Raw genomic sequence first — 21,262 nt, 5'->3', positions numbered from 1 at the left:
TGTAAGCTCTGCCTCGCCATCCCTGGCTCGGAAGGTCACAGTTTCGCCTGTGCCTGGAAATGAGGTGTATGTCTGCAGAACTCTCAAATGTTTCCAGCTACTCAGCGCTAACAGAATTGCACCAGCTCCCCTTCGGAGCCGCCGCTGGCGTTGTTGCAAATCGGCGTAGCCGAGACAGGGATGTCGAGGCTCGAAGGTCGAGCAAGGCGAATGTTGCGAAGCAACAAGCTTATGAGCGCGAGCCAAGGAAGGCGAGCTGGCCCTTATGCATGGATGCATTTGGCGAGTCCTGAGTGTAGCCAATTTGCTTCATAAGCCAGTGGGGATTTCGGCTACGTCGGGGTGTCCTTGGGGATGCAAGGGGCTTTGGACAAGCAAAGCCCCTTGCCCGGTGTGGTTTGGCGAGTGTCGCGCAGCGACTGGCTGCGAGCGAGAGCCAGGGATGGCGAACTGGCCGTTGTGCATGGAGGCATTTACACCACGACTTTCGGCCGCTGGCACAGCGGCTATTTATGGCTTTAAGCCAAAACTCACCAATGAACTTGATCCTAGCGGCTAGCTAAGTTGTAGCCAATCACCTGCGGTGCGCTCTCGCACAGGCGATCCTGTGACTCGGCGAGAGTTGCATAGCAACATGCTTTCGAGCGCGAGTCATGGATGACGAGCTGGCCGTTAAACAGGGAAGTTGTTGCGAGTACGTCCCTGTAAGCTCTGCCTCGCCATCCCTAGCTCGGAAGGTCACAGTTCCGCCTGTGCCTGGAAATGAGGTGTATGTCTGAAGACACTTCAGATGTTTCAAGCTACTCAGTGCTAACAGAATTGCACCAATTCCCCCTCGATGTCGCCGACAGCCGTTGGCGCAAATAACGTGGCTGAGGGCGAATACTCATCACTAGCGAAGATGGATTTGAGTACCAAATCCGCGCGGTTGAAATGAAAACCAAGAGAGTCCTCTTGGTCGAGGGGCAAATCGAGGGGCAAAGCGCCGCGACCTATAGTTTCAATCGCAGGCTAGTCTCAATCGCCGGCTAGTCTCAGTCACGGGTCGCGACACAATATCTATTACGGCCGGTGGCCTTGGCGCGATAAAGCGCGCGGTCAGCCTGTTCAAACAGTTGATCCTGATTGATTCCGGCGCTCCAGACGGCGATACCTATGCTGCTGGCAATGCCGTGGCGCTGAAACAGGGTTTCGTTGGCGAGCATTTCGAGCAGGCGCTCGCTCATGCGTACTGCCGACTCCAGATCGCCTTCCACCAATACCACAAACTCGTCGCCACCTATGCGAAAAGCCTGGTCGGCATTGCGGATGCCACACTTAAGCAGCTTGCCGAACTGAGTCAGCACTCTGTCACCAAACTTGTGGCCGAGACTGTCGTTGAGCTGCTTAAAATTATCCAGATCAAGCACCACCAGAGATATCGGGCTGTGAGCCCGTCCGGCTCTGGCGAGCGAGGTGCGGATACACTGACCGAAATAGTGGCGGTTGCCAAGCTCGGTCAGGGAGTCAAACATCGCCTGCTCCGACATCTGCGAATAGGCGATGGCGTTGAACAGCGGTTGTGACAGTAGGGCTTCTATCTGCTCAAGCTCTGCCTGCTCTACCGGGCTCAATACTCTTTGCAGCCGGTAGAGTAGTTTGGCGGTACCCAGTTTACTGATCAGTTCTCTGCTCACTGTGCTCTGAGAGGTGCGTCCCCAATGAAATTGATGTCCTTGAACTTGTAACTGCACTCCCTGTACCGGCAAATATTGTTGCAGTAGCTTGCCATAGCAGGCAAATACTGTCCGCGGATCGAGACTTGCGTGTAACCGTTGAACCGCCTGCAGCAGATCCATTCTGGGGTGGATAGCCTGAGGTTGATCAGACAGATACTGATAGTCTTCAGGGTAAAACTCTGTTGCCAGACCAAAGTCCATCATAAATACTCCAATAAGGCAGAACCTTTTTCTATAGTTAATCTGCAAGATTCGTGCCTGGTCGACCTTGGGCTAATTTGTATTGAGATCTCATTGAGTTAAGCTTTTTAGTGCTAAGTATATTGCGGTGACAAGTATTTGACACTGACAGAATAATGAACTGAACCATTGATAGCGGGGGAGTGTGCATGGAACATGGATTCTTTATCCAGATCCTTCTGATGCTGGTTATCGCCATAACAGCGATAGCCTTGCTCAGGCGCATAGGCTTGCCCGCTATTCTTGCTTATCTGTTGACCGGGGTTATCAGCGGCCCCTCGGGATTCAATTGGTTTTCGCAGCACCAGATGCAGTCGGTAGCTGAACTTGGAGTGGTACTGCTGATGTTTACCCTGGGACTGGAATTTTCCGTACCCAGGCTCTGGGCCATGCGCCGCACTGTATTTGGCCTCGGCAGTGCTCAGGTGGTATTGACCACCTTGCTGGCCATGGGGGGCGGATTACTTTTTATCAGCGACGTGACTCAGGCGCTGGTGATAGGTTCAGTGACGGCTTTGTCTTCCACCGCCATAGTGCTGAAATTGCTTAACGACAAGGGCTGGCTCAAGCGTCGTCATGGCGAACTGTCGGTCAGTGTGTTGCTGTTCCAGGACTTAGCCGTGGTGCCCTTGCTTATTTTGCTGCCTTTGCTGGCCGAAGGTAGCGAACCTTTGACGGCCTTGCAGCTTGGGACCGCGCTGGGGAAGGGGATCCTGGCCTTTATTATGCTGATGGCCTTTGGTAAGTGGGCTCTGCCCAAACTGTTTGATGAAGTCGCCCGTTCCCGCTCCAACGAGTTGTTTGTGTTGTCGACTCTGGTGGTCGCGCTCTTGACCGGTGCCTTTACCCAATGGTTGGGGTTGTCCATGGCATTGGGGGCCTTTATGGCCGGGATGCTTCTGGGCGAGAGCCAGTACCGGCGCCAGTTGGAGGCAGATATTCGCCCGTTTCGGGATCTCTTGATGGGGCTATTTTTTATCTCCATTGGTATGTTGCTCGACTTCGGATTGGTATTGGCCTATTGGTGGCAAATCTTGCTGTTGCTGTTGGCGGTGATAGTCGGTAAGACAGTTATTGTCTTTACTTTGCTGAGGTTGGTTAAAGAGCCTTTTCGGGTAGCCATGTCTACCGGCCTCAGTCTGGCACAGGTGGGGGAGTTTTCATTCGTGGTGCTGGCACTGGCAGTGAGTTATCAATTGTTGGCCCCCAGTGTCAGTAATACTTTGGTGATGGTGGCTGTGCTGTCCATGGCGCTGGCGCCGGCATTGGTGCGTCATAGCATAGACATAGCCCGGCTGCTGCAGGGCCTTAAACCCAGGCCGGAACCGGCAGAAAACCTGCCGCCTTTGGATCCTCAACAAGATCTGGTTCTGCTGCTGGGTTATGGCCGGGTTGGGCAGACCATAGGGCGGTTTCTCAAGGCCGAAGCTATCCCTTTTATTGCCCTCGACCGGGATCCCTCCCGGGTTTCCGAGGCGCGCCGGGCCGGAGAGCCTGTGTATTTCGGTGATGCTTGTAAGCGCAGTTTGCTCAAACAAGCCAATGTGCGCCACGCCAAGAGCATAGTGCTGACCTTTTGCGAGCAACCGCAGTTGGAAGAGGCTTTGGTATTGTGTCGGCAACTGGCACCCGAGGCGAAGATCATGGTACGCACCCGGGATGACAGCGAACTTGAACAACTGGAGCAGGCCGGTGCCAGTCAGGTTATTCCGGAAACTCTGGAAGGCAGCTTGATGCTGGTGTCCCAGGTATTGTATCAGTCAGGGGTACCCTTGTCGCGGATCCTCAAACGGCTGGAGTCGGAGCGGCGCAACCATTATCAGTATCTGCACGGTTTCTTTTCCGGTGAGGAAGCCGACTTCTCTCTCGAATTACTACATGCAGTGGCTCTGCCAAGAGGCGCCAGCGCCGTGGGAAAATTCAGTGCCGAGATCCCCTGGCAACAGCTCAGGGTGGAACTGAGAGCCGTGCGCCGCGGCGGCAGGGAGTACGAGCCGCCGGATGAAGATTGGCAGTTCCGCGCCGGTGATACCTTGCTTATTCGCGGTAAGCCCAGAAGGGTGGAGAAAGCCGAAGTTATTTTGCTTCAAGGCTGATTGCCCGGCCGTTGGCGTTGGTTTTATTTGTACTTTAAATGGGGTACTCTGCGACCTTTGTGGAGCTGAATGCCGGGAAGGACCGCTTGGCTGCATGTTGCAGCGACTTTTTCTGAATAAGCGCAAACCCGAGTGACCTACAAGGAGTTGGCAACCGTGACCCATGACAGTAATGATGGCCCCGATATCTCGTTCGAGGAACTGTTTGAGATTTTGACTTCTACCCAGCAGCTGCTGTTTTGCCGTGATGGTGATGTGCCGCTGATCCTGCCGGCGAATATTGATGGCAATGAACAGGCCAGTCATTGTTATGCTTACCTTCCCATGATGGCTGAGCAGGACGCGAGCCGGGTGCTTGCAGAGAATCTTAAACAACCGGCTGATTACTATCTCAAACCCATGCATTGGCAACGGCTTATTCTGACCGCTCATGTCAATGAGGTGTTGTTGCTGGAGCTGGCGGGCAAACTCGTGCTGCCGCGGGAAGAGCAGCAAACCTACCTGAGCTATATGGCGGCGCGCCTCAATGGGGAAGATTGTGTGCTGCGGGTCAACAATGTGGAAATTAGCCCTTGGCTCACCGGAGAAGCCGACGCCTGGGAGCTGGTGGAAGCACTGTTTGCCCGTTACGGCTCACTCAAGGGGATCTGGCTGGCCGACTGTCTGTGGCAACAGGCCGATGGCAAACCCGGTAAGCTGATTATTCTCGATGCCGAGCTGGCCAGCTACGAGATGTCGGCCGCCTTGCAGGATCAGGCCAAGGCGCTGGGGTATACGCTTGTCCAACTGAAAGATTTGACTTTGGATTATCAGTTGGATGCGCTGACCATACTGCCGCCGCTGGTGAGCCGAAGTCAAACGGGGGAAGTGCGTCTCTATGTCGGTGACCCAAGCCAGCCCTTTATTCGGTTTCAGCGCCACCAGATAGTGCAAACCAGGGTCGATAACCTGGAGACGGATGCCGGTGGTTTACAGCAGGGCGCTGAGAACATAACCGTGACCGACAATGAGCGACAGCAAGGCACCACCCCAACATTTGCCGTAACTTTGGTCTCAGTGTTGCTGGTGCTGGCTCTACTTATCTTTTTCGCCTGATCCATGTTCAACTGATATCGAAAAAGGCTTTCAATTCATCAATCTGGCACATGGCGTCCTGATAGCCCAAATCTATCAGGGCGCCTGTGTAGGCGTTTTCAAACAGCAGATAAGACACAATACTGGTGTCCGACTGGCTATCTATGCCAATCAAAGCCAGTAGCCGGCGAATGGCGAAGGGCATCTCCTGATAGTAACGCTTGGCCAGCTCACTGAGATCTTCACTGGGTTTAATCACCAAAGTATCAATCGGCCTCAAATCCAACTGTTGGCGACTCGGTTCCGGCACCAGCGCCAGAGTGCTGTTGATGCGCCTGAGCCGCTCCAGATCTGAGTTCAGGGTATCGGAAAATATGGTATCCAGCAGATGACCGGCAATGGTGGCCGTCTTGGGATGATAATCCAATTCAACGGGCGTGTTCTTGTGTGGGCTGTCCAGGTTGATCACCATGATCCGCTTGGCGCCCAGATGTATCGGGCTGGAAAGCGGCGCCAATTGATGCACTGAGCCATCGCCATAGTAGGACTGGGACAGCTTAATTGAGGGAAACACCATAGGAATGGCGGAGCTGGCCATCAGGTGCTCTGTGTGCAGCCGGGTGCGCTCGCCGCTGCGTCTGGCCCTTTGCCAGTTTTCCAACTCTTTGTGGGCCTGAAAGAAGGTCACGGAGCGGGAGCTGTTGTAGCAAGAGGTGTCAATGCTCAGCGCCATCAGGGAGCCGCCGCGGATGTTGCGATCGATTCGCTCGAAGTTAATCAGCTCATTGAGTAGTTGCCGCAAGGGTTCATTGTCCAGCAAACTGCCGGCGTCGGTATTGACCAGATCTCCCTGCATGCCACGAAGGGCCATCTTCGCCAGGTGTGCCAGCACGCCGGTATTGGAGGCGCGGTAGACTCTCTCTGTGTGGATATTACGCCAGATCCATTCCAGCTTTCTCAGTCCCAGGTGAAAGCAGGAGGCGTGGGTAGCGATGGCGGTGCCATTGATGGCTCCGGCCGATGTGCCGCAAACAATCTTGAATGGAATGGCGTGATTGCGGGGATAAAACTGTACCAGCGCCTTGAGCACCCCAACCTGATAGGCCGCCCTGGCACCACCGCCCCCCAACACCAAAGCCCTGCTTTCCGGCACGGCGCCTCCTTTGCTAAAGCCCAAAACCATAAGAGAATGCCAAGGTATTATTTTGCAGACACGGCTTGGCTATCTCAGTTTAACTCTAGTTGGCTTTCCTGTGGTCGGAGAAGCAAAAAACCGCCCTGAGGCGGTTTTTTTTAATGGTAGCGTATGCTTACCTTATGCGAGCCGGTTTTGGATCTGCTCGAGAATACCACTGGCATCCAGCTTGAGTTCAGTCAGTATCTCTTCCGGTGAGCCGTGTTTGATAAATTCATCCGGCAGACCAATTTGCAGCAAAGGCTTGCTGATCCCCTGGCTGGCCAGATACTCGAGCACGCCACTGCCTGCGCCGCCCATGATGGCGTTTTCTTCCACTGTTACCAGCAAGTCGTGATTGGCGGCCAGTTCCTTGATCAAATCTTCATCCAAGGGTTTGACAAAGCGCATATCGGCGACTGTGGCATTGAGGCTTTCGGCGGCTTCCAGGCTGGCAGCCAGGGTAGTGCCGAAGTTAAGAATGGCAATCTGTTTGCCCTGACGTCTAACAAGGCCTTTACCTATCGCCATCGCCGTCATCTCTTCAACCTGCTCGGCGCCGGTTGCACTGCCGCGAGGGTAGCGCACTGCGCTTGGGCCCTTATCGTAGCAGTAGCCGGTGTAAAGCATCTGCCGACATTCGTTTTCATCGGATGGCGCCATTATCACCATGTTGGGTACGCAGCGCAGGTAGCTGAGATCGAAGGCGCCCTGATGGGTAGGGCCATCGGCGCCCACAATGCCGCCGCGGTCAATGGCAAACAGTACTGGCAGGCGCTGCAATGCCACATCGTGGATCAACTGATCATAGCCGCGCTGCAGGAAGGTGGAGTAAATGGCCACTACCGGTTTATAGCCTTCACAGGCAAAGCCGGCACCTAAGGTCACTGCATGTTGCTCGGCGATGGCGGCATCGAAGTATTGCTCGGGGAATTTCTGGGAGAACTCCACCATGCCGGAGCCTTCGCGCATGGCCGGGGTGATCCCCAGTACCTTGTCATCCTTGGCGGCAATGTCGCACAACCATTTGCCGAACACCTGGGAAAAACTGGGTTTCCCGGGTTTGGTGACCGGTTTGCAAAATTGTGAAGGGTCAAACTTGGGCACAGCATGCCAGCCGATGGGATCTTTCTCCGCAGGCTCATAACCTTTGCCTTTCTTGGTCATGATATGCAGCACCTGCGGCCCCTTGAGGCTGCGCATGTTACGCAGGGTTTCTACCAGAGCATCCACATCATGGCCATCGATAGGACCTATGTAGTTAAATCCCAGCTCTTCAAACAGGGTTCCCGGTACCACCATGCCTTTAAGGTGTTCCTCGGTGCGGCGCGCCATCTCTTTGATGACGGGCATGCCCTTGAGTACTTTCTTGCCGCCTTCTCGTATCGTGGTGTAGAAGCGGCCTGACATCAGCTGTGCCAGGTGGTTATTGAGGGCGCCGACGTTTTCCGAGATAGACATCTCGTTGTCGTTGAGCACCATCAGCATGTCTTTGTGCAGATCGCCGGCGTGGTTCATGGCTTCAAACACCATGCCGCCTGTCATGGCACCATCGCCTATCACGGCTACTACCTTGCGGCCGGCCTGTTCTTTATCCGCGGCGACCGCCATTGCCAGTGCGGCGGAAATTGAGGTGCCGGAGTGGCCGACACTGAAGGTGTCGTACTCACTCTCTTCCCGCCAGGGGAAAGGATGCAGACCACCTTTTTGGCGTATGGTAGGCATGCGATCGCGACGACCGGTAAGGATCTTGTGCGGATAGGCTTGATGGCCCACATCCCAGACCAGGCGGTCAAACGGGGTGTTGTAGACATAATGCAGCGCCACGGTCAGTTCGACCGTACCTAAGCCAGAGGCAAAGTGACCGCTCGACATGCCCACAGATTTTAATAAAAACTCCCTGAGCTCGTCGGCCAGCTGAGGGAGCAGGCTTTGTGGAAGTTGACGTAACTCTTCCGGGGTATTGGCCTGTGCCAGCACAGGAAACTGAGTGATATCCAGACTCATAACGAGATACTTTGTCTCTTTTTATACTCTTCGCTCAACGATATAGCGGGCGAATTCGGCAATTAACTGGCTATTGTATGGCAATTTTGCCAGCGCTGATAGTGCATCTTCCAGCAGTTTTTGAGCTGTAGTCTTGGCGCCTTCCAGCCCCAACAGTTTCGGGTAGGTACTCTTGTTGGCATCGAGATCCGAACCCTGGGGTTTGCCAAGTTCTTCTGTGCTGCCGGTAATATCGAGAATGTCGTCCTGTACCTGGAACGCCAGGCCCACGGCATCGGCGTATTCCAGCAGTGCTTGTTCTTCTTTGGCGTCAATATCGGCGGCAATGACCGCAAACTCGACGGCGCAGCGGATAAGGGCTCCTGTCTTCAATCTGTGCAAGGCGGTGAGTTGCTCAAGCGAGATCTCTTTGTCGGTGGCATTGAGATCCTGCGCCTGGCCGCCGCACATACCGCGGTAGCCGGATGCTTTTGCCAGCGCCTGTACCAGACGCAGGTGTTGGCGGTCGCTGAGGCCTTCAATGTCGCTGCTGATAAGTTCAAAGGCCAAGGTCTGCAAGGCATCACCGGCCAGAATAGCGGTGGCTTCGTCAAAGGCGATATGCACAGTTGGCTGACCGCGGCGCAGGGCATCGTCGTCCATGGCCGGCAGATCGTCATGGATCAGCGAATAGGCGTGAATACACTCTATGGCGGCGGCGCAATCATCGAGACGCTCAAGGGGAACGCCGAGCATTTCACCTACAGAGTAGACCAGAAACGGCCGAATACGCTTTCCACCCAGCAGGGCTCCATGACGCATGGCGGCCTTGAGTCTGGGCTCGGTATCATCCAGGGTGTCCAGTATGGTGGCAATTCTTTGATTGACTCTCTGCTGGTATTGGTTAATAGCTTGGGTTAACACTCACTCACCCTCGACTGTAAATGGGCTCAATGGCGCCTGGGGATCCTGTGCAAGCAGTATGGCTACTTTCTGCTGTGCCTGTTCCAGTTTGGCTTGGCTGCTGCGCACCAAACCTATGCCACGTTCGAACTGTTTTAGCGCGTCGTCCAGCGATACTTCACCGCGTTCCAGTTCGACGACTATGCGTTCCAGCTCGTTGAGAGATTCTTCAAAACTCAGATTTTCGGGTTTTTTGGCCACAATCAGTTTCCTTGATGCACCTTGGTTGCCGGCCCATTCCTGCGACCTGATTGGCACGGTGCAAAGGTAAAAGGAGAGAGGGAGGGCTGCAGGTGTCTTGGCGTTATGTTCAGCGTGACACAAGGTATATCAGGGCGCGATAAGGGTCAAATTGAAGCGCCCGTTATTTGCTCAACAGCACGCTTTGTCGCTGATTTTTTTTAGAGAAAATTAAAATCTTCCTAAACTTGCTTAAGCCCTGTCCGATAACTCAAAATAGAAACTATTGAAAATTATCATATTCATCTCCTGTGAATAGCCAAGATCCTATATCACCCTTTGGGGCGGATCGGCTTGTATGGGATAGAGATCCCGGCCACACTGTGTCGGGTCTGCTTTAGAGGTGAGGAGCCACTGTGGATTTAGCAACCCTGATAGGACTGGTAGGTGCTTTTGCTTTTATTATCATGGCAATGGTCAGCAGTGGCGGCATTGCCATCTTTATCGATGTACCCTCTGTATTGATCGTGCTTGTCGGCTCGCTGTTTGTGGTGATGATGAAGTTCAACCTCAAGCAGTTTTTAGGGGCGGTCAAGATTGCCGCCAAGGCGTTTATGTTCAAACTGGATAAACCTGAAGAGTTGATTGAACAGTCGGTTACCATGGCAGACGCTGCCCGTAAAGGGGGCTTTCTGGCGCTGGAAGAGGCGCAAATTTCCAACAGTTTTATGCAAAAAGCGGTTGATATGCTGGTGGACGGCCATGACGGCGATGTGGTGCGTGAAGCGCTGGAGAAAGATATTCAACTGACCGAAGAGCGCCATAAGGCGGGGATCAGTATCTTCAAGGCTCTGGGTGATGTGGCACCGGCTATGGGTATGATAGGTACTCTGATTGGTCTGGTGGCCATGTTGTCCAACATGGATGACCCCAAATCCATCGGCCCGGCAATGGCGGTGGCCTTGTTGACCACCTTGTACGGCGCCATTATTGCCAATATGGTGGCGATCCCGATTGCCGATAAACTGGCGCTGCGGATGAACGAAGAGATGCTTAACCGCAATCTGATTATGGACGCTGTACTGGCTATTCAGGATGGCCAGAACCCCAGGGTGATTGAGGGCTTCCTCAAAAACTACCTGTCAGAGAAACAGCGCAAAATAGATACAACGGACGGAGAGTAGCACTATGGCCAAGCCCAAGTGTGATTGTCCGCCACCCGGTGCACCCATGTGGCTGGCAACCTTTGCCGACCTGATGTCGCTGCTGATGTGTTTCTTCGTGTTGCTGCTGGCTTTCTCTGAAATGGATGTCATGAAGTTCAAACAGATAGCCGGCTCGATGAAATACGCCTTCGGGGTGCAGAACAAGGTGGAAGTGAAAGATATTCCCAAAGGCACCTCAGTGATTGCGCTGGAGTTTCGCCCCGGACGTCCGGATCCCACCCCGATTGAAATAATTAACCAGCAAACCAACGAGATGACCCAGCAGATCCTCGAGTATCAGGAAGGGGATGACGACAGTGCCGGTGGCGTGCAGCAGCAAAGGGGCGAGCAGCGTGGCGGCGAGGCTTCGGCCACGGCGCAAGAGCAGGCCGAAGACAAGAAGACCCAGGAGCAGCAGGCAGCTCAGGATCAGATTAACGAGCAGGTCAAGAAGATGGCCGAGGCGCTCAACAAAGAGATAGTGGACGGCGCTATTGAAATCGAGTCTCTGGGACAGCAGATTATCATCCGTATTCGGGAGAAGGGCGCCTTTGCCTCAGGTTCGGGTTTCCTGCAGCCCAGGTTCAAGCCTGTGGTGCAGGCGGTTGGTGAGCTACTCAAAGATGTGCCCGGGATCATCACTGTCTCCGGCCACACCGATGACATGCAGATAAGCAATGAGCTGTACAGTTCCAACTGGGACCTGTCCAGCCAGCGGGCCGTGGCCGTGGCCCACGAATTGGTCAAGGTGCCCGGCTTTGATGCCAGCAGAATGAAAGTGGTGGGCATGGCCTCCACTGCGCCTTTGGTGCCCAACGACTCGCCGGAGAATCGCGCCCGTAACCGCAGGGTGGAAATCTCCATTGAGCAGGGCAAGGCCAAAGAGTCTGATGAGATTGAAGTCGATCCCAATCTTTGATGGCGCAGCAGCATCGGAATCACAGCAGCATGAAAACGGCTGCTTTTTTTGGGCATCTGCAATCCGGACACGGCTTTGGCGTGGCAAATCTCTGTGCCAGTTAGCGGGTCTTTGTTATAATCCCACGATTGCTGTTTGAAATTTTTTCCTCGGGATCCCCATGAAGTTTATCGTAAAGCTGTATCCAGAAATCATGATGAAGAGTAAACCGGTAAGAATGCGTTTTACCAAGATGCTCGAGTCCAATATCCGCAATGTACTCAAAAAAGTGGATGAAGACGCTGCCGTTACCCGTCAGTGGGATCGGATTATGGTGCAGGTTCCCAAAGACAAACCCCATCTAAAACAAGTTTTTGCCGAACGTTTGGCCTGTATTCCCGGAATATCCACCATCAGCCAAGTCAATGAATACAGTTTTGAAACCGTTGATGATATCTACCAACAGGCACTCAAGGTGTATGCCGATGAACTGGCGGGTAAGACCTTCTGTGTCCGCGCCAAGCGCAGTGGCAAGCACGACTTCAGTTCGCAGGATGTTGAGCGTTACGTAGGTGGTGGCCTTAACCAGTTTACCGAAGCGGCCGGTGTGCGCCTCAAAAAACCGGATATGACCATTCATCTGGAGATCAACAACGATAAGCTCTACCTGGTAGAGAGAAAGATCCCTGGCCTTGGTGGGTTCCCGATTGCCACTCAGGAAGATGTGCTGTCCCTGATCTCCGGCGGTTTTGACTCTGGGGTGTCCAGTTTCCAATTTATCAAGAAGGGTTCCCGTACCCACTACTGCTTCTTCAACCTGGGCGGTGCCCAGCACGAAATCGGGGTTAAGCAGGTGGCACACCATTTGTGGAAGACCTATGGCGAGTCACATAAAGTCAAGTTTGTGACCATTCCCTTTGAACCTGTGGTGGCCGAAATTCTCGAGCGCATAGACAACGGCTTGATGGGTGTCATACTCAAGCGGATGATGATGCGCGCCGCCGCCAGAGTGGCAGAGCGTATGGGAATTCAGGCGCTGGTCACAGGCGAGAGCCTGGGGCAAGTATCCAGCCAAACCCTGACCAACCTCAATGTGATTGACCGTTGTGTCGATACCCTGATCCTCAGACCTTTGATCACCATGGACAAGCAGGACATCATCAACGAGAGCCGCAAGATAGGTACAGAAGACTTTGCCAAGTCCATGCCTGAATACTGCGGTGTGATTTCACAAAAACCCACGGTCAAGGCGGTGTTGTCCAAGGTTGAAGCCGAGGAAACCAAGTTTTCCGAAGATCTGCTGGACCGGATCATCGCCGATGCCGTGGTCATGGATATTCGGGAGATAGCAACCGACATGGATACCAAAGTAACGGAAACCGAAACCGTCGCCAGTGTCGGTCAGGGTGAAGTGGTGCTGGATATCAGGGCGCCGGAAGAGGAAGAGAGCAAGCCGCTGCAACTGGAAGGTGCCGAGATAGTTCATATTCCTTTCTTCAAGCTGGCCAGCGCCTTTGCCGAGCTTGATAGCAGTAAGACCTATTTGCTCTATTGCGACCGCGGCGTTATGAGTAAACTGCAGGCGCTCTACCTTCAGGAGCAAGGGCACGGTAACGTCAAGGTTTACCGCCCCTGATAAACAAAAAGCCGCCTCTCTCGAAGCGGCTTTTTTGCTGCTGACGCTCAGCGAAATCCAATGGGGCTCAGTTAAGCTGAACCTTTGATGGACTGGCTGCCGCGTCTTCGGCCAACAGCAGTGTCGGCTCGTCCAGCGCATGGGTTCTGAGCTCTTCGCCGCTGGCGGCAATGTTACGGCTCAGCTCCTGCTCAAGCAGTTTGAAGTCTATCTGCACCGCAGGGGCTTCGACAGCGACTCTGGGCAGTGGACGAGCTTGCGCCGGTGCAGAAAGACTTTCCGCAGCCATGGCGCTGGTGCTCATGCCAAACAGCAGGAGCACAAAAGCGGATTTAAAGTTCAACATGGGATGCCTCCGGGTGAGAACGGGCACTGAGTGCCAGTGTCAGACCTTCCCTTCGACTGCTCAGAGATTGTCTGAATATTCAACTTTTCGGCGCAAAATTTAACCAAAAGCGCTGGCTTTAACAAACGATAAAATGTAACAATCTGGATTAGAAAAACTAATTAAAAAATGAGAAGTGGATCACTATGTCAAAACGACTCCCTCCGCTGAATGCGGTCAAGGCGTTCGAGGCAGCAGCAAGGCATTTGAGCTTTACCCGCGCCGCCGAAGAACTGTTCGTTACCCAGGCCGCAGTGAGTCATCAGATCAAGGCGCTGGAAGACTTTCTGGGATTAAAATTATTTCGCCGAAAGAACCGCTCGCTGCTACTGACCGAAGAGGGGCAAAGCTACTTCCTCGATATCAAGGATATTTTTACCCAACTGTCGGATGCCACTGACAGGCTGTTGGCCCGCAGCGCCGTGGGTTCCTTGACTGTCAGCATGTCGCCCAGCTTTGCCATTCAGTGGCTGGTGCCGCGTCTGGCGAAATTCAGCGAGAAGAATCCCGATATCGATGTGCGGATCAAGGCGGTGGATGCCGAGTTCAGCGCCTTGTCCGACGATGTGGATGTGGCAATTTACTATGGTCAGGGTAACTGGCCCGGGCTCAGGGCCGACAAACTGCGCAACGAAGTGTTGATCCCCGTCTGCTCGCCAATGCTGCTCAACGGCCCCAAGCCATTGGAAAAGCCCGCCGATCTTAAATATCATACCCTGCTGCACGATATGAGCCGTCATGACTGGCAGGCCTGGTTCCGCCAATGTGGCGTAACAGATGTCAATGTAAATCAGGGGCCGATATTCAGCCACTCATCTCTGGTACTGCAGGCGGCGGCCCATGGCCAGGGGGTAGCTCTGGGCTACAGCGTGCTCGCCCGCCCCGACATCAAGGCCGGGCGTTTGGTCTGTCCGTTCCAGGAGGTTCTGGTCAGCAAAGATGCCTATTATCTGGTGTGCCAGCAAAAGCATGCCGAGTTAGGTAAAATTGTCGCGTTCCGCGAATGGATGCTGGATATGTTTGCTGAGGAGTCACGTAGTGAATTGTTGCCGGGATAAGTCGGTAACACGTTTCTCTGCATATACAGGAAGGCACTACAAAGAAGTGAAAGCTTGCAGTTTATAGGGAACTTTGATGGAACTGGCTTACATAAACGAAAACACGGAAGAGAGTGATGCCATGTTTAGTTGCTCTGATAACAGAGGGCACCTGTACGAAGACATGGACTACATTCCAGTGAGCGCATTGAGTGCGGTTATTTGGGAGGATGAAGACAGTTATTCAGAAGCTGTTTTCGATATCACAAATTCAGGGGATTTAAGCGTTACCAAACCTATAGCAGACGTTTTTATGAGCTTTGACCCATATGGCGTCGCTTTTTTGCCCAATAAATTACAGTGCATGGATGGTCTGTCGACTCAGCAGCGATATATTATCGCGATAAATAACGAGTTGGATGTATTGGATCAAGAAAAGTCAAATATTGAATCTTTTGTTGAACATTACGATCCCAAAGAACATGGTTATGATGTGCCTCTTGAAGAGAGAGAGTCGTTTCATTCCGTTCTAGTTCAAAAATTATATCTGGACCGGGAAAAACTCGAAACCTACCCTATGAACCGCAGGCATATTTTTAGGGTTAAAGGCACCAACAGCTTTTTCTTTTCTTCAGAAATATATGATGAATTGTATATTATCGCTCGACAGGGGTTAGCTTGTGGACTGACCGCTTTTAAGTTTGATGTCGATGATGAAGCACCAAGGAGATAATAGTAAGTGAAAGATGAATACTCGATACTCACTAAACAAAATATGGATACTTTCCCATTCCAACAAACACCTGCACCAGTAGGTGCTGCAGCACCGGATCTGTTATTGGAAATGACCTTTTCTCCAAAGCTGTTCATTATTGGTGATATAGCATCCAAACTGGAGCCATTGGTGCAGCATGGCGCCGAATGGCTGGATGCTCGTGTTGACAACTCGCCAAGTCAACCTTCGGATGAACAACTCGAGGTATATGACAACTATCGAATGCCTTATATCCAGCAGACGTACAGATTGACGGATAAAGAAAAGCAATTTGGTAAGTTGAATTGGTTAGATACTGATTCGACAGAGTTCGATTTTTCTAAACTGGAAAATATTCCTGTGGAACAAAGATTGATATTTAAACTGGAAGAAGACTTTGGTTTGGTATTTATTCACCAAAGTGTGATTGATTTATTGAAAGAACATGTAAAGACAGTCTGGGTAAGAGGGGTGTAATTGCCACACGGGCGTTTTGGCGTGCTGTTTGTTAATAAATTAATTTGTTAGGTAAGTACAATATTTAATATTGTGGCTTATTCGAATCCAAGCATGAGAATTATTGTATTTTCGGACAGGGTTGATGATGAAATTGAACACTAATTGGCTGCTGGATCAAGGTAAGGACAGTGACACTCTGGTGTTGTTCGCCCATGGTGCCGGTGCCGATATGCACAGCGACTTTATGGCGGATTATGCCGCGCTGTTGGCCGCCAGCGGCCCGAGCGTGCTAAGGTTTAACTTTCCTTACATGGTCAAGCGCAGCGAGGATGGTAAGCGGCGCCCGCCGGACCGGGCACAGGTGCTGCTGCAGTCCTTCGAGCAGACGCTGGCGGCTGCGGTTGCCGAGTTTGCGCCCAAGCGACTATTTTTGATGGGCAAATCCATGGGCGGGCGGATGGCGGCCATGCTGGCGGCCAATGATAAACTGGCGATGCCCCCCAGCGGCGTTATCTGTCTTGGTTATCCGTTTTTGCCGCCGAAGAAAACCGAGCCCAGACTTGAGCCCTTGTGGGAGTGTGCCTCGCCTCTGCTTATTCTGCAGGGCGAGCGCGACAGCTTCGGCAAGCGCGAGCAGTTGGCCTCCTGGGCGCTGCCCGAGCAGGCCAAAGTACGCTTTATTACCGACGGAGATCATAGTTTTGTGCCGCGCAAGTCGTCGGGAACGGATCTTAAGGCTAACCTGCAGGACGCTGTGAAAGAATCACTTTTATTTATCGGGAGTTAGTTATGCGTAAGGGGTTATTGTTATTAGCGGCCATCAGTGGTTTCTTTGCCGTTGCTTTGGGCGCTTTCGGCGCCCATGGACTCAAGACCATTGCACCTGCCGAGTTGATTGCCATATTCAACCTGGGGGTAGAGTATCAGTTCTATCACACCTTTGGTTTGATAGCCCTGGCCTTTGCCGGTCACTGGTTCAAGTCGCGTCTGATTGACTGGGCTGCCGGGCTATTTATCGTCGGGATCTTTATGTTTTCCGGCTCGCTGTATCTGTATGCCCTGACAGGCACCAAGTGGCTGGGCATGGTAACCCCCCTCGGTGGCAGCTGCTTCCTGGTGGGCTGGCTATTGTTGGCGGCAGCGGTATGGCGCCATCGGATGGATGAAACCGGTCTCTGAGTTGATGACTTCCGCAAGCAATACTATTTAACTGGTCTCCTGATGTTGCGGCAACTGGATTGTTAGCCAGATAATCGTGACGCTTTTAGGAAACGAATAAAAAAGCACCTTAGGTAACAACCAAGGTGCTTTTTGTTATTTAAGCCACAGAGGTGTCTCTATGGCTTAGGTGAAGGCTTATTAGAGCAGACCGCGACGCTTGAGTAGGGCATCGGTTGTAGGCTCCTGACCACGGAAGTTTTTGTAGGCTTCCATAGGTGGCACGCTGTTACCCACTTCGCGGATAGTCTTGCGATACTTCATACCGATATCCCGCTTGAGGCCGCCTTGGCTCTGCACATAGGCAAAGGCATCGGCCGCGAGGATTTCGCTCCACATATAGGCGTAGTAGCTGGCGCTGTAGCCACCCGGGAAGGCGTGGGCAAAGTAGGTTGACTTGTAACGTGGTGGCACGGCTTCAATATTCAGGCCGTGTTTTTCAAGCGCCTTGGCTTCAAATTCGGCCACATTTTGCAGCGGTGCATCCTTGTCCAGCGAATGCCATTCCATGTCTACCAGGGCGGCTGCCATATACTCCAGGGTGTCGAAGCCCTGGTTGAAACTGCGGGACTTCAGCAACTTGTCCAGCATCGCCTTGGGTAAAGGTTCACCGGTTTGGTAATGCTTGGCGTAGTTGGCCAACACTTGTGGATGACCGGCCCAGTCCTCTTCGAAGGTGGATGGGAATTCGACAAAGTCACGGGATACTGCAGTACCGGACAGGCTAGGGTAAGTCACCTTGGAGAACATACCATGAGTGCCATGGCCCAGCTCGTGGAACATGGTGGTTACTTCATCATAGCTGACGAAGGTGGCTTCGCCTTCAGGCGCCTTCTTGATGTTCATTACATTGACCACCACAGGCTTTTCACCCTTGAGCAGGTTCTGACTGACGAAAGAGCTCATCCAGGCACCGCCACGCTTGCCTTCGCGGGCGAAATAGTCGCCGTAGAAGATGGCCATGCTGCTGCCATCGGCATCAAACATTTCCCAGGCTTTGACGTCAGGGTGATAAACCGGCAGATCCGGCCGAGGCTTGAAGGTCACCCCATAGAGTTGGTTGAGGGTAAAGAAGACGCCATCTTCCAACACCCGATTGAATTCAAAGTAAGGCTTGAGGCTGGCCTCATCCAGATCATACTTCTCCTGGCGCACCAGCTCGGCGTAGAAGGCCCAGTCCCAAGGTTTGAGCTGGAAATTGCCACCTGTCTTGTCGATCATCGCCTGGATATCGGCGGCTTCTTTCTGGGTGTTGGCGACAACGGCCGGCACCATGGAGCCGAACATTTCATAGACGGCCTCGGGTGTCTTGGCCATTTGTGGGCTCAGGCGGTAGCTGGCCCAGTTATCAAAGCCCAGCAGGGCGGCACGCTCGGCGCGCAGCTGCGCCAGACGAGCCACCAGAGAGGCGGTTTCATTCTCACCTTCAAGACCGCGGTAGGCCGAGGCTTCCCAGATCTGCTTTCTCAGCTCTCGATTTTTCAGCTGCGTCAGCACAGGCTGGCGAGTGGTGTTGGTGATGCTGATAAGGTATTGACCATCGAGACCGGCGGCCTTGGCATCGGCCGCGGCATTGCGAATGGCCGAGTCGGACAGACCCTCCAATTGGACGACGTCAGTCACAGTTACGGCAATCTCTTTGTTCATCCGCATCAATCGTTGCTGGAATTCGTTCACCAGCTTGGACTGTTCTTCGTTCAGAGCACGGATCTGGGCTTTCTCGCTCTCGGTCAGCTTGGCGCCGGCGAGCACAAAGCGTTGGTGGTACACCTCAATAAGGCGCACTTCTTCGCTGCTCAGGTTCAGTTGCTGACGCTGGGAGTAGAGGCTGTCGATACGGGCAAACAGCTCTGGGTTGAGGTTGACGTTGTCTGAATGGGCCGCCATCTTGGGCGCCATTTCACCCTGAATTTTACGCAGTTCAGGGTTGGAGTTGGAGCTGGTCAGGTTATAGAAAACGCTTGAGGCGCGGTTTAGCAGTTCACCGGACTTTTCCAACGCCACGATAGTGTTGGCAAAAGTGGGTTTTTCTGGATTGTTGGCAATGGCCAGCACTTCCTGGTAGTGCTCGGCGATACCGGCTTCCAGTGCAGGCTTGAAGTGTTCATCTTTGATTAGCCGAAAATCCGGAGCCTGATATTGCAAGGTGCTCTTGGCAAAAAGTGGGTTGTTTTGGGTGGCTTCAGCACTTGTCAGATTGGTATCCTGAGGCGTGTGGGTACTGCAGCCAGAAATAGCCAGAGTGGCGCCAACGGCTAGCGCCAGAAGAGATTTTCGCATTGATATGACTTCCATCTTTAGTTATGAGTTTTTTAGCGCAATTTAGCACTTGTTGCTTAAAAGTGGCTGAATTTGATGATTATAGCCTACCTAATCCGGATGTTTATATGCCAGAGGCTGATTGAGATAGAAGTGTAACAAATTGATTTTAATGAGTAGATTTAGTGAATGCTGAATCAATTCCCAAGTTTGGCCGCAAGGGGCACGCGTCCTGTATTTATGTGGTAAAAAGTGTAAAATTGCGGCCGGAATTTTTCTCAGGGGAGAGCCGTTTTGGCGCAACTTTATTTCTACTATTCGGCGATGAATGCCGGAAAATCCACCTCTTTACTGCAGTCATCCTATAACTATCGTGAACGCGGCATGCACACCCTGGTGATGACCCCGGCGATAGATGACCGTTTTGGCGTGGGAAAGGTCGCCTCCAGGATAGGTATTGAATGTGATGCACGCATTTTTGCCCATGACGATAATCTACTTGAGATGATCCGCGCCGAACATGAGCGCCAACCTTTGCACTGCGTGCTGTTTGATGAATCCCAGTTCCTCAGTAAAGAGCAGGTCAAGCAGCTGGCTTATGTGGTCGACATCCTGGATATTCCCGTACTCTGTTACGGTTTGCGTACCGATTTCCAGGGCGAACTGTTTGTCGGCAGCCAGTACCTGTTGGCCTGGGCCGATAAGCTGGTAGAGCTGAAAACCATCTGTCACTGTGGTCGCAAGGCCAATATGGTGATCCGTCGTGACGGTTCAGGTAACCCGGTACGAGAAGGAGAGCAGGTAGCCATAGGTGGCAACGAGAGTTATGAGTCTGTATGTCGCAAGCACTATCGCGAACTGATTTGGGACTGATGCCAAGACGCAGTATTTGAAAACTCGAAAGATACAAATTTAATCGAGAAAAGCCAAAGATATAAAGAAAGGAAGCTTATGTCGTCCAGTTCTCTCATCGTAAATCGTCTATGCTGGCGGGTGTTGCCGGGTTTATTGTTGAGTCTGTCACTGGGCTCAAGCCTGTTGCAACATGCTGTCGCCGGGCAGAAAGTGCCAAACTCAGAAATTAAAGTGATTCAAAAGCTTATTTTTGAAAGGAAGATGGCAGAGGCGGCGCCCAGACTGGATGCGGCCATAGAAAATTACCCGGACTCCGCTCGGCTGGCATTTTTGCTTGGGCAGCTTTATTACTTCAGCAATCTCCCCAATTATTCCAAGGCGGTGGCGGCCTATGACAAGGCCGAGTCCATGTTGTCCAAGGACTCTGAGCTGTATTTTTTCCGCGCCGCGGCCAAGGCTCAGGTGCTGTCCGCTTATTCCCAGCGCCTGAGCCCGGACTATATCGGCGCACTGGCCGATTACCGCAAAGCCGAGGCTTTGGGATCGGAGCGGGATCTCAGGTTGGATATTGCCAGGACACTCTATGAAACCCGGGACTATCCGGCGGCGCTGGAGCAGATAAACCGCTATCTCAATAACCAGCCTCAGCTTTGGGCCGATGGCCAGATGCTCAAAGGCAATATCCTGGCACAAATGGGCCAGCATGAGGTGGCGCTCAAGAGTTATCAACGCGCTGCGAGGCAGTATGACTATCTGGATAAGCTGCAGTTCTATCAGGCTGTCAGCTTGCGGGCGTTGGGGCGGTACGATGAGGCTCTGGCGCAGCTCGACAAGGGATTGAAGCGTCAGGGCCGTGCTTACTTGCAGCTTGTCTATCTCAAAGCCATGCTGAGCTATGAGCAGAAACAATACCAAGAGGCGGCCCTGTTGTACCAACAGCTGATAGAAAGGCGCCGCGACTGGGCCTTACCCTTACTCGGTTATTACAATAGCTTAAGTCAGATGGGCGAGGCACCCATCAGCATCAGCCATATCCTGGATCTGGCACTCAAGCTCGACCCCGAGGTGGTGATCCACTTTCATCAGCAGGATCTGTTGCGACTGTAACGCCCGGCAATTGACGGG

20 protein-coding genes are annotated in these 21,262 nt (G+C 52.9%); 13 read left to right on the top strand and 7 right to left on the bottom strand.

What is annotated here, in order from left to right:
- Positions 1 to 354: 354 nt before the first annotated feature.
- The gene (locus AYI96_RS20285) at positions 355 to 522 is read left to right on the top strand and encodes a hypothetical protein (protein ID WP_186300028.1); all 168 of its coding nucleotides are present in this window, start codon (positions 355 to 357) and stop codon (positions 520 to 522) included.
- 512 nt (positions 523 to 1,034) lie between these two features.
- On the opposite strand, the gene AYI96_RS06465 is transcribed toward AYI96_RS20285, so the two are convergent.
- Positions 1,035 to 1,922 (bottom strand): GGDEF domain-containing protein, encoded by an 888-nt coding sequence (locus tag AYI96_RS06465; RefSeq protein ID WP_313954993.1) that lies wholly within the window; start codon positions 1,920 to 1,922, stop codon positions 1,035 to 1,037.
- 185 nt (positions 1,923 to 2,107) lie between these two features.
- Between AYI96_RS06465 and AYI96_RS06460 the strand changes: the two genes are divergently transcribed.
- A complete protein-coding gene (locus AYI96_RS06460; RefSeq protein ID WP_144361235.1) occupies positions 2,108 to 4,054 on the top strand; it encodes a monovalent cation:proton antiporter-2 (CPA2) family protein in 1,947 nt (648 codons plus the stop codon).
- Between the two features lie 156 nt (positions 4,055 to 4,210).
- Positions 4,211 to 5,149, top strand: coding sequence for a hypothetical protein (locus tag AYI96_RS06455; protein ID WP_144361234.1), 939 nt, complete (start codon positions 4,211 to 4,213; stop codon positions 5,147 to 5,149).
- A gap of 7 nt (positions 5,150 to 5,156) precedes the next feature.
- Here AYI96_RS06455 and AYI96_RS06450 read toward each other — a convergent pair whose 3' ends face one another.
- The 4 genes from AYI96_RS06450 to xseB form a co-directional block, all read right to left on the bottom strand.
- Positions 5,157 to 6,281, bottom strand: coding sequence for a patatin-like phospholipase family protein (locus AYI96_RS06450; protein ID WP_144361233.1), 1,125 nt, complete (start codon positions 6,279 to 6,281; stop codon positions 5,157 to 5,159).
- 162 nt (positions 6,282 to 6,443) lie between these two features.
- Positions 6,444 to 8,309, bottom strand: a complete 1,866-nt coding sequence (dxs, locus tag AYI96_RS06445) for a 1-deoxy-D-xylulose-5-phosphate synthase (RefSeq protein ID WP_039036096.1) — start codon at positions 8,307 to 8,309, stop codon at positions 6,444 to 6,446.
- Between the two features lie 21 nt (positions 8,310 to 8,330).
- Positions 8,331 to 9,212: a (2E,6E)-farnesyl diphosphate synthase gene (ispA, locus tag AYI96_RS06440; protein WP_144361232.1), complete on the bottom strand. Its 882-nt coding sequence runs from the start codon at positions 9,210 to 9,212 to the stop codon at positions 8,331 to 8,333.
- Entirely contained in the window at positions 9,213 to 9,452 is a 240-nt protein-coding gene (gene xseB / locus AYI96_RS06435; RefSeq protein ID WP_039036098.1) for an exodeoxyribonuclease VII small subunit, read from the bottom strand.
- A gap of 395 nt (positions 9,453 to 9,847) precedes the next feature.
- On the opposite strand from xseB, the gene pomA reads away from it, so the two are divergent.
- The 3 genes from pomA (at position 9,848) to thiI (ending at position 13,170) form a co-directional block, all read left to right on the top strand.
- Positions 9,848 to 10,615 (top strand): flagellar motor protein PomA, encoded by a 768-nt coding sequence (gene pomA, locus AYI96_RS06430; RefSeq protein ID WP_039036099.1) that lies wholly within the window; start codon positions 9,848 to 9,850, stop codon positions 10,613 to 10,615.
- A 4-nt stretch (positions 10,616 to 10,619) separates the two neighbouring features.
- On the top strand, positions 10,620 to 11,555 hold the full coding sequence (locus AYI96_RS06425) for a flagellar motor protein MotB (protein WP_025887266.1): 936 nt from the start codon (positions 10,620 to 10,622) through the stop codon (positions 11,553 to 11,555).
- 160 nt (positions 11,556 to 11,715) lie between these two features.
- A complete protein-coding gene (gene thiI, locus AYI96_RS06420) occupies positions 11,716 to 13,170 on the top strand; it encodes a tRNA uracil 4-sulfurtransferase ThiI (RefSeq protein WP_144361231.1) in 1,455 nt (484 codons plus the stop codon).
- A gap of 67 nt (positions 13,171 to 13,237) precedes the next feature.
- On the opposite strand, the gene AYI96_RS06415 is transcribed toward thiI, so the two are convergent.
- Positions 13,238 to 13,516, bottom strand: coding sequence for a hypothetical protein (locus AYI96_RS06415; protein WP_144361230.1), 279 nt, complete (start codon positions 13,514 to 13,516; stop codon positions 13,238 to 13,240).
- A gap of 185 nt (positions 13,517 to 13,701) precedes the next feature.
- Between AYI96_RS06415 and AYI96_RS06410 the strand changes: the two genes are divergently transcribed.
- The 5 genes from AYI96_RS06410 (at position 13,702) to AYI96_RS06390 (ending at position 16,984) form a co-directional block, all read left to right on the top strand.
- On the top strand, positions 13,702 to 14,613 hold the full coding sequence (locus AYI96_RS06410; protein WP_025012011.1) for a transcriptional regulator GcvA: 912 nt from the start codon (positions 13,702 to 13,704) through the stop codon (positions 14,611 to 14,613).
- A gap of 76 nt (positions 14,614 to 14,689) precedes the next feature.
- The gene (locus AYI96_RS06405; protein ID WP_144361229.1) at positions 14,690 to 15,325 is read left to right on the top strand and encodes an imm11 family protein; all 636 of its coding nucleotides are present in this window, start codon (positions 14,690 to 14,692) and stop codon (positions 15,323 to 15,325) included.
- Between the two features lie 6 nt (positions 15,326 to 15,331).
- Positions 15,332 to 15,823, top strand: a complete 492-nt coding sequence (locus tag AYI96_RS06400; protein WP_144361228.1) for a hypothetical protein — start codon at positions 15,332 to 15,334, stop codon at positions 15,821 to 15,823.
- Between the two features lie 127 nt (positions 15,824 to 15,950).
- On the top strand, positions 15,951 to 16,592 hold the full coding sequence (locus AYI96_RS06395; protein ID WP_260852958.1) for an alpha/beta fold hydrolase: 642 nt from the start codon (positions 15,951 to 15,953) through the stop codon (positions 16,590 to 16,592).
- 2 nt (positions 16,593 to 16,594) lie between these two features.
- Entirely contained in the window at positions 16,595 to 16,984 is a 390-nt protein-coding gene (locus AYI96_RS06390) for a DUF423 domain-containing protein (RefSeq protein ID WP_039033710.1), read from the top strand.
- 180 nt (positions 16,985 to 17,164) lie between these two features.
- Here the strand turns inward: AYI96_RS06390 and AYI96_RS06385 are convergent, their stop codons facing one another.
- Complete coding sequence (locus AYI96_RS06385; RefSeq protein ID WP_071476299.1) at positions 17,165 to 19,303, bottom strand: M3 family metallopeptidase; 2,139 nt, start codon at positions 19,301 to 19,303, stop codon at positions 17,165 to 17,167.
- A gap of 273 nt (positions 19,304 to 19,576) precedes the next feature.
- Between AYI96_RS06385 and AYI96_RS06380 the strand changes: the two genes are divergently transcribed.
- Both AYI96_RS06380 and AYI96_RS06375 read left to right on the top strand, forming a co-directional pair.
- Entirely contained in the window at positions 19,577 to 20,155 is a 579-nt protein-coding gene (locus AYI96_RS06380) for a thymidine kinase (RefSeq protein WP_039033712.1), read from the top strand.
- Between the two features lie 78 nt (positions 20,156 to 20,233).
- Positions 20,234 to 21,244 carry a tetratricopeptide repeat protein gene (locus AYI96_RS06375; RefSeq protein ID WP_144361226.1) on the top strand — a complete coding sequence of 337 codons (1,011 nt, stop codon included), beginning with the start codon at positions 20,234 to 20,236 and terminating at the stop codon, positions 21,242 to 21,244.
- Positions 21,245 to 21,262 lie beyond the last annotated feature (18 nt).

This window comes from Shewanella sp. MSW (assembly GCF_007636515.1).
Classification (GTDB): domain Bacteria; phylum Pseudomonadota; class Gammaproteobacteria; order Enterobacterales; family Shewanellaceae; genus Shewanella; species Shewanella indica.
The sequence above is the reverse complement of the archived record's forward strand: the minus strand, read 5'-3'. Positions and strand labels throughout refer to the sequence as shown.

What these genes read in the sequence shown, in the direction of transcription:
- AYI96_RS06385 (WP_071476299.1), bottom strand. Translation starts at nt 19,303, where the DNA reads ATGCGAAAATCTCTTCTGGCGCTAGCCGTTGGCGCCACTCTGGCTATT.
- AYI96_RS06460 (WP_144361235.1), top strand. Translation starts at nt 2,108, where the DNA reads ATGGAACATGGATTCTTTATCCAGATCCTTCTGATGCTGGTTATCGCC.
- AYI96_RS06375 (WP_144361226.1), top strand. Translation starts at nt 20,234, where the DNA reads ATGTCGTCCAGTTCTCTCATCGTAAATCGTCTATGCTGGCGGGTGTTG.
- AYI96_RS06390 (WP_039033710.1), top strand. Translation starts at nt 16,595, where the DNA reads ATGCGTAAGGGGTTATTGTTATTAGCGGCCATCAGTGGTTTCTTTGCC.
- AYI96_RS20285 (WP_186300028.1), top strand. Translation starts at nt 355, where the DNA reads ATGCAAGGGGCTTTGGACAAGCAAAGCCCCTTGCCCGGTGTGGTTTGG.
- dxs (WP_039036096.1), bottom strand. Translation starts at nt 8,309, where the DNA reads ATGAGTCTGGATATCACTCAGTTTCCTGTGCTGGCACAGGCCAATACC.
- AYI96_RS06415 (WP_144361230.1), bottom strand. Translation starts at nt 13,516, where the DNA reads ATGTTGAACTTTAAATCCGCTTTTGTGCTCCTGCTGTTTGGCATGAGC.
- AYI96_RS06405 (WP_144361229.1), top strand. Translation starts at nt 14,690, where the DNA reads ATGGAACTGGCTTACATAAACGAAAACACGGAAGAGAGTGATGCCATG.
- thiI (WP_144361231.1), top strand. Translation starts at nt 11,716, where the DNA reads ATGAAGTTTATCGTAAAGCTGTATCCAGAAATCATGATGAAGAGTAAA.
- AYI96_RS06395 (WP_260852958.1), top strand. Translation starts at nt 15,951, where the DNA reads ATGAAATTGAACACTAATTGGCTGCTGGATCAAGGTAAGGACAGTGAC.
- AYI96_RS06410 (WP_025012011.1), top strand. Translation starts at nt 13,702, where the DNA reads ATGTCAAAACGACTCCCTCCGCTGAATGCGGTCAAGGCGTTCGAGGCA.
- AYI96_RS06465 (WP_313954993.1), bottom strand. Translation starts at nt 1,922, where the DNA reads ATGATGGACTTTGGTCTGGCAACAGAGTTTTACCCTGAAGACTATCAG.
- AYI96_RS06425 (WP_025887266.1), top strand. Translation starts at nt 10,620, where the DNA reads ATGGCCAAGCCCAAGTGTGATTGTCCGCCACCCGGTGCACCCATGTGG.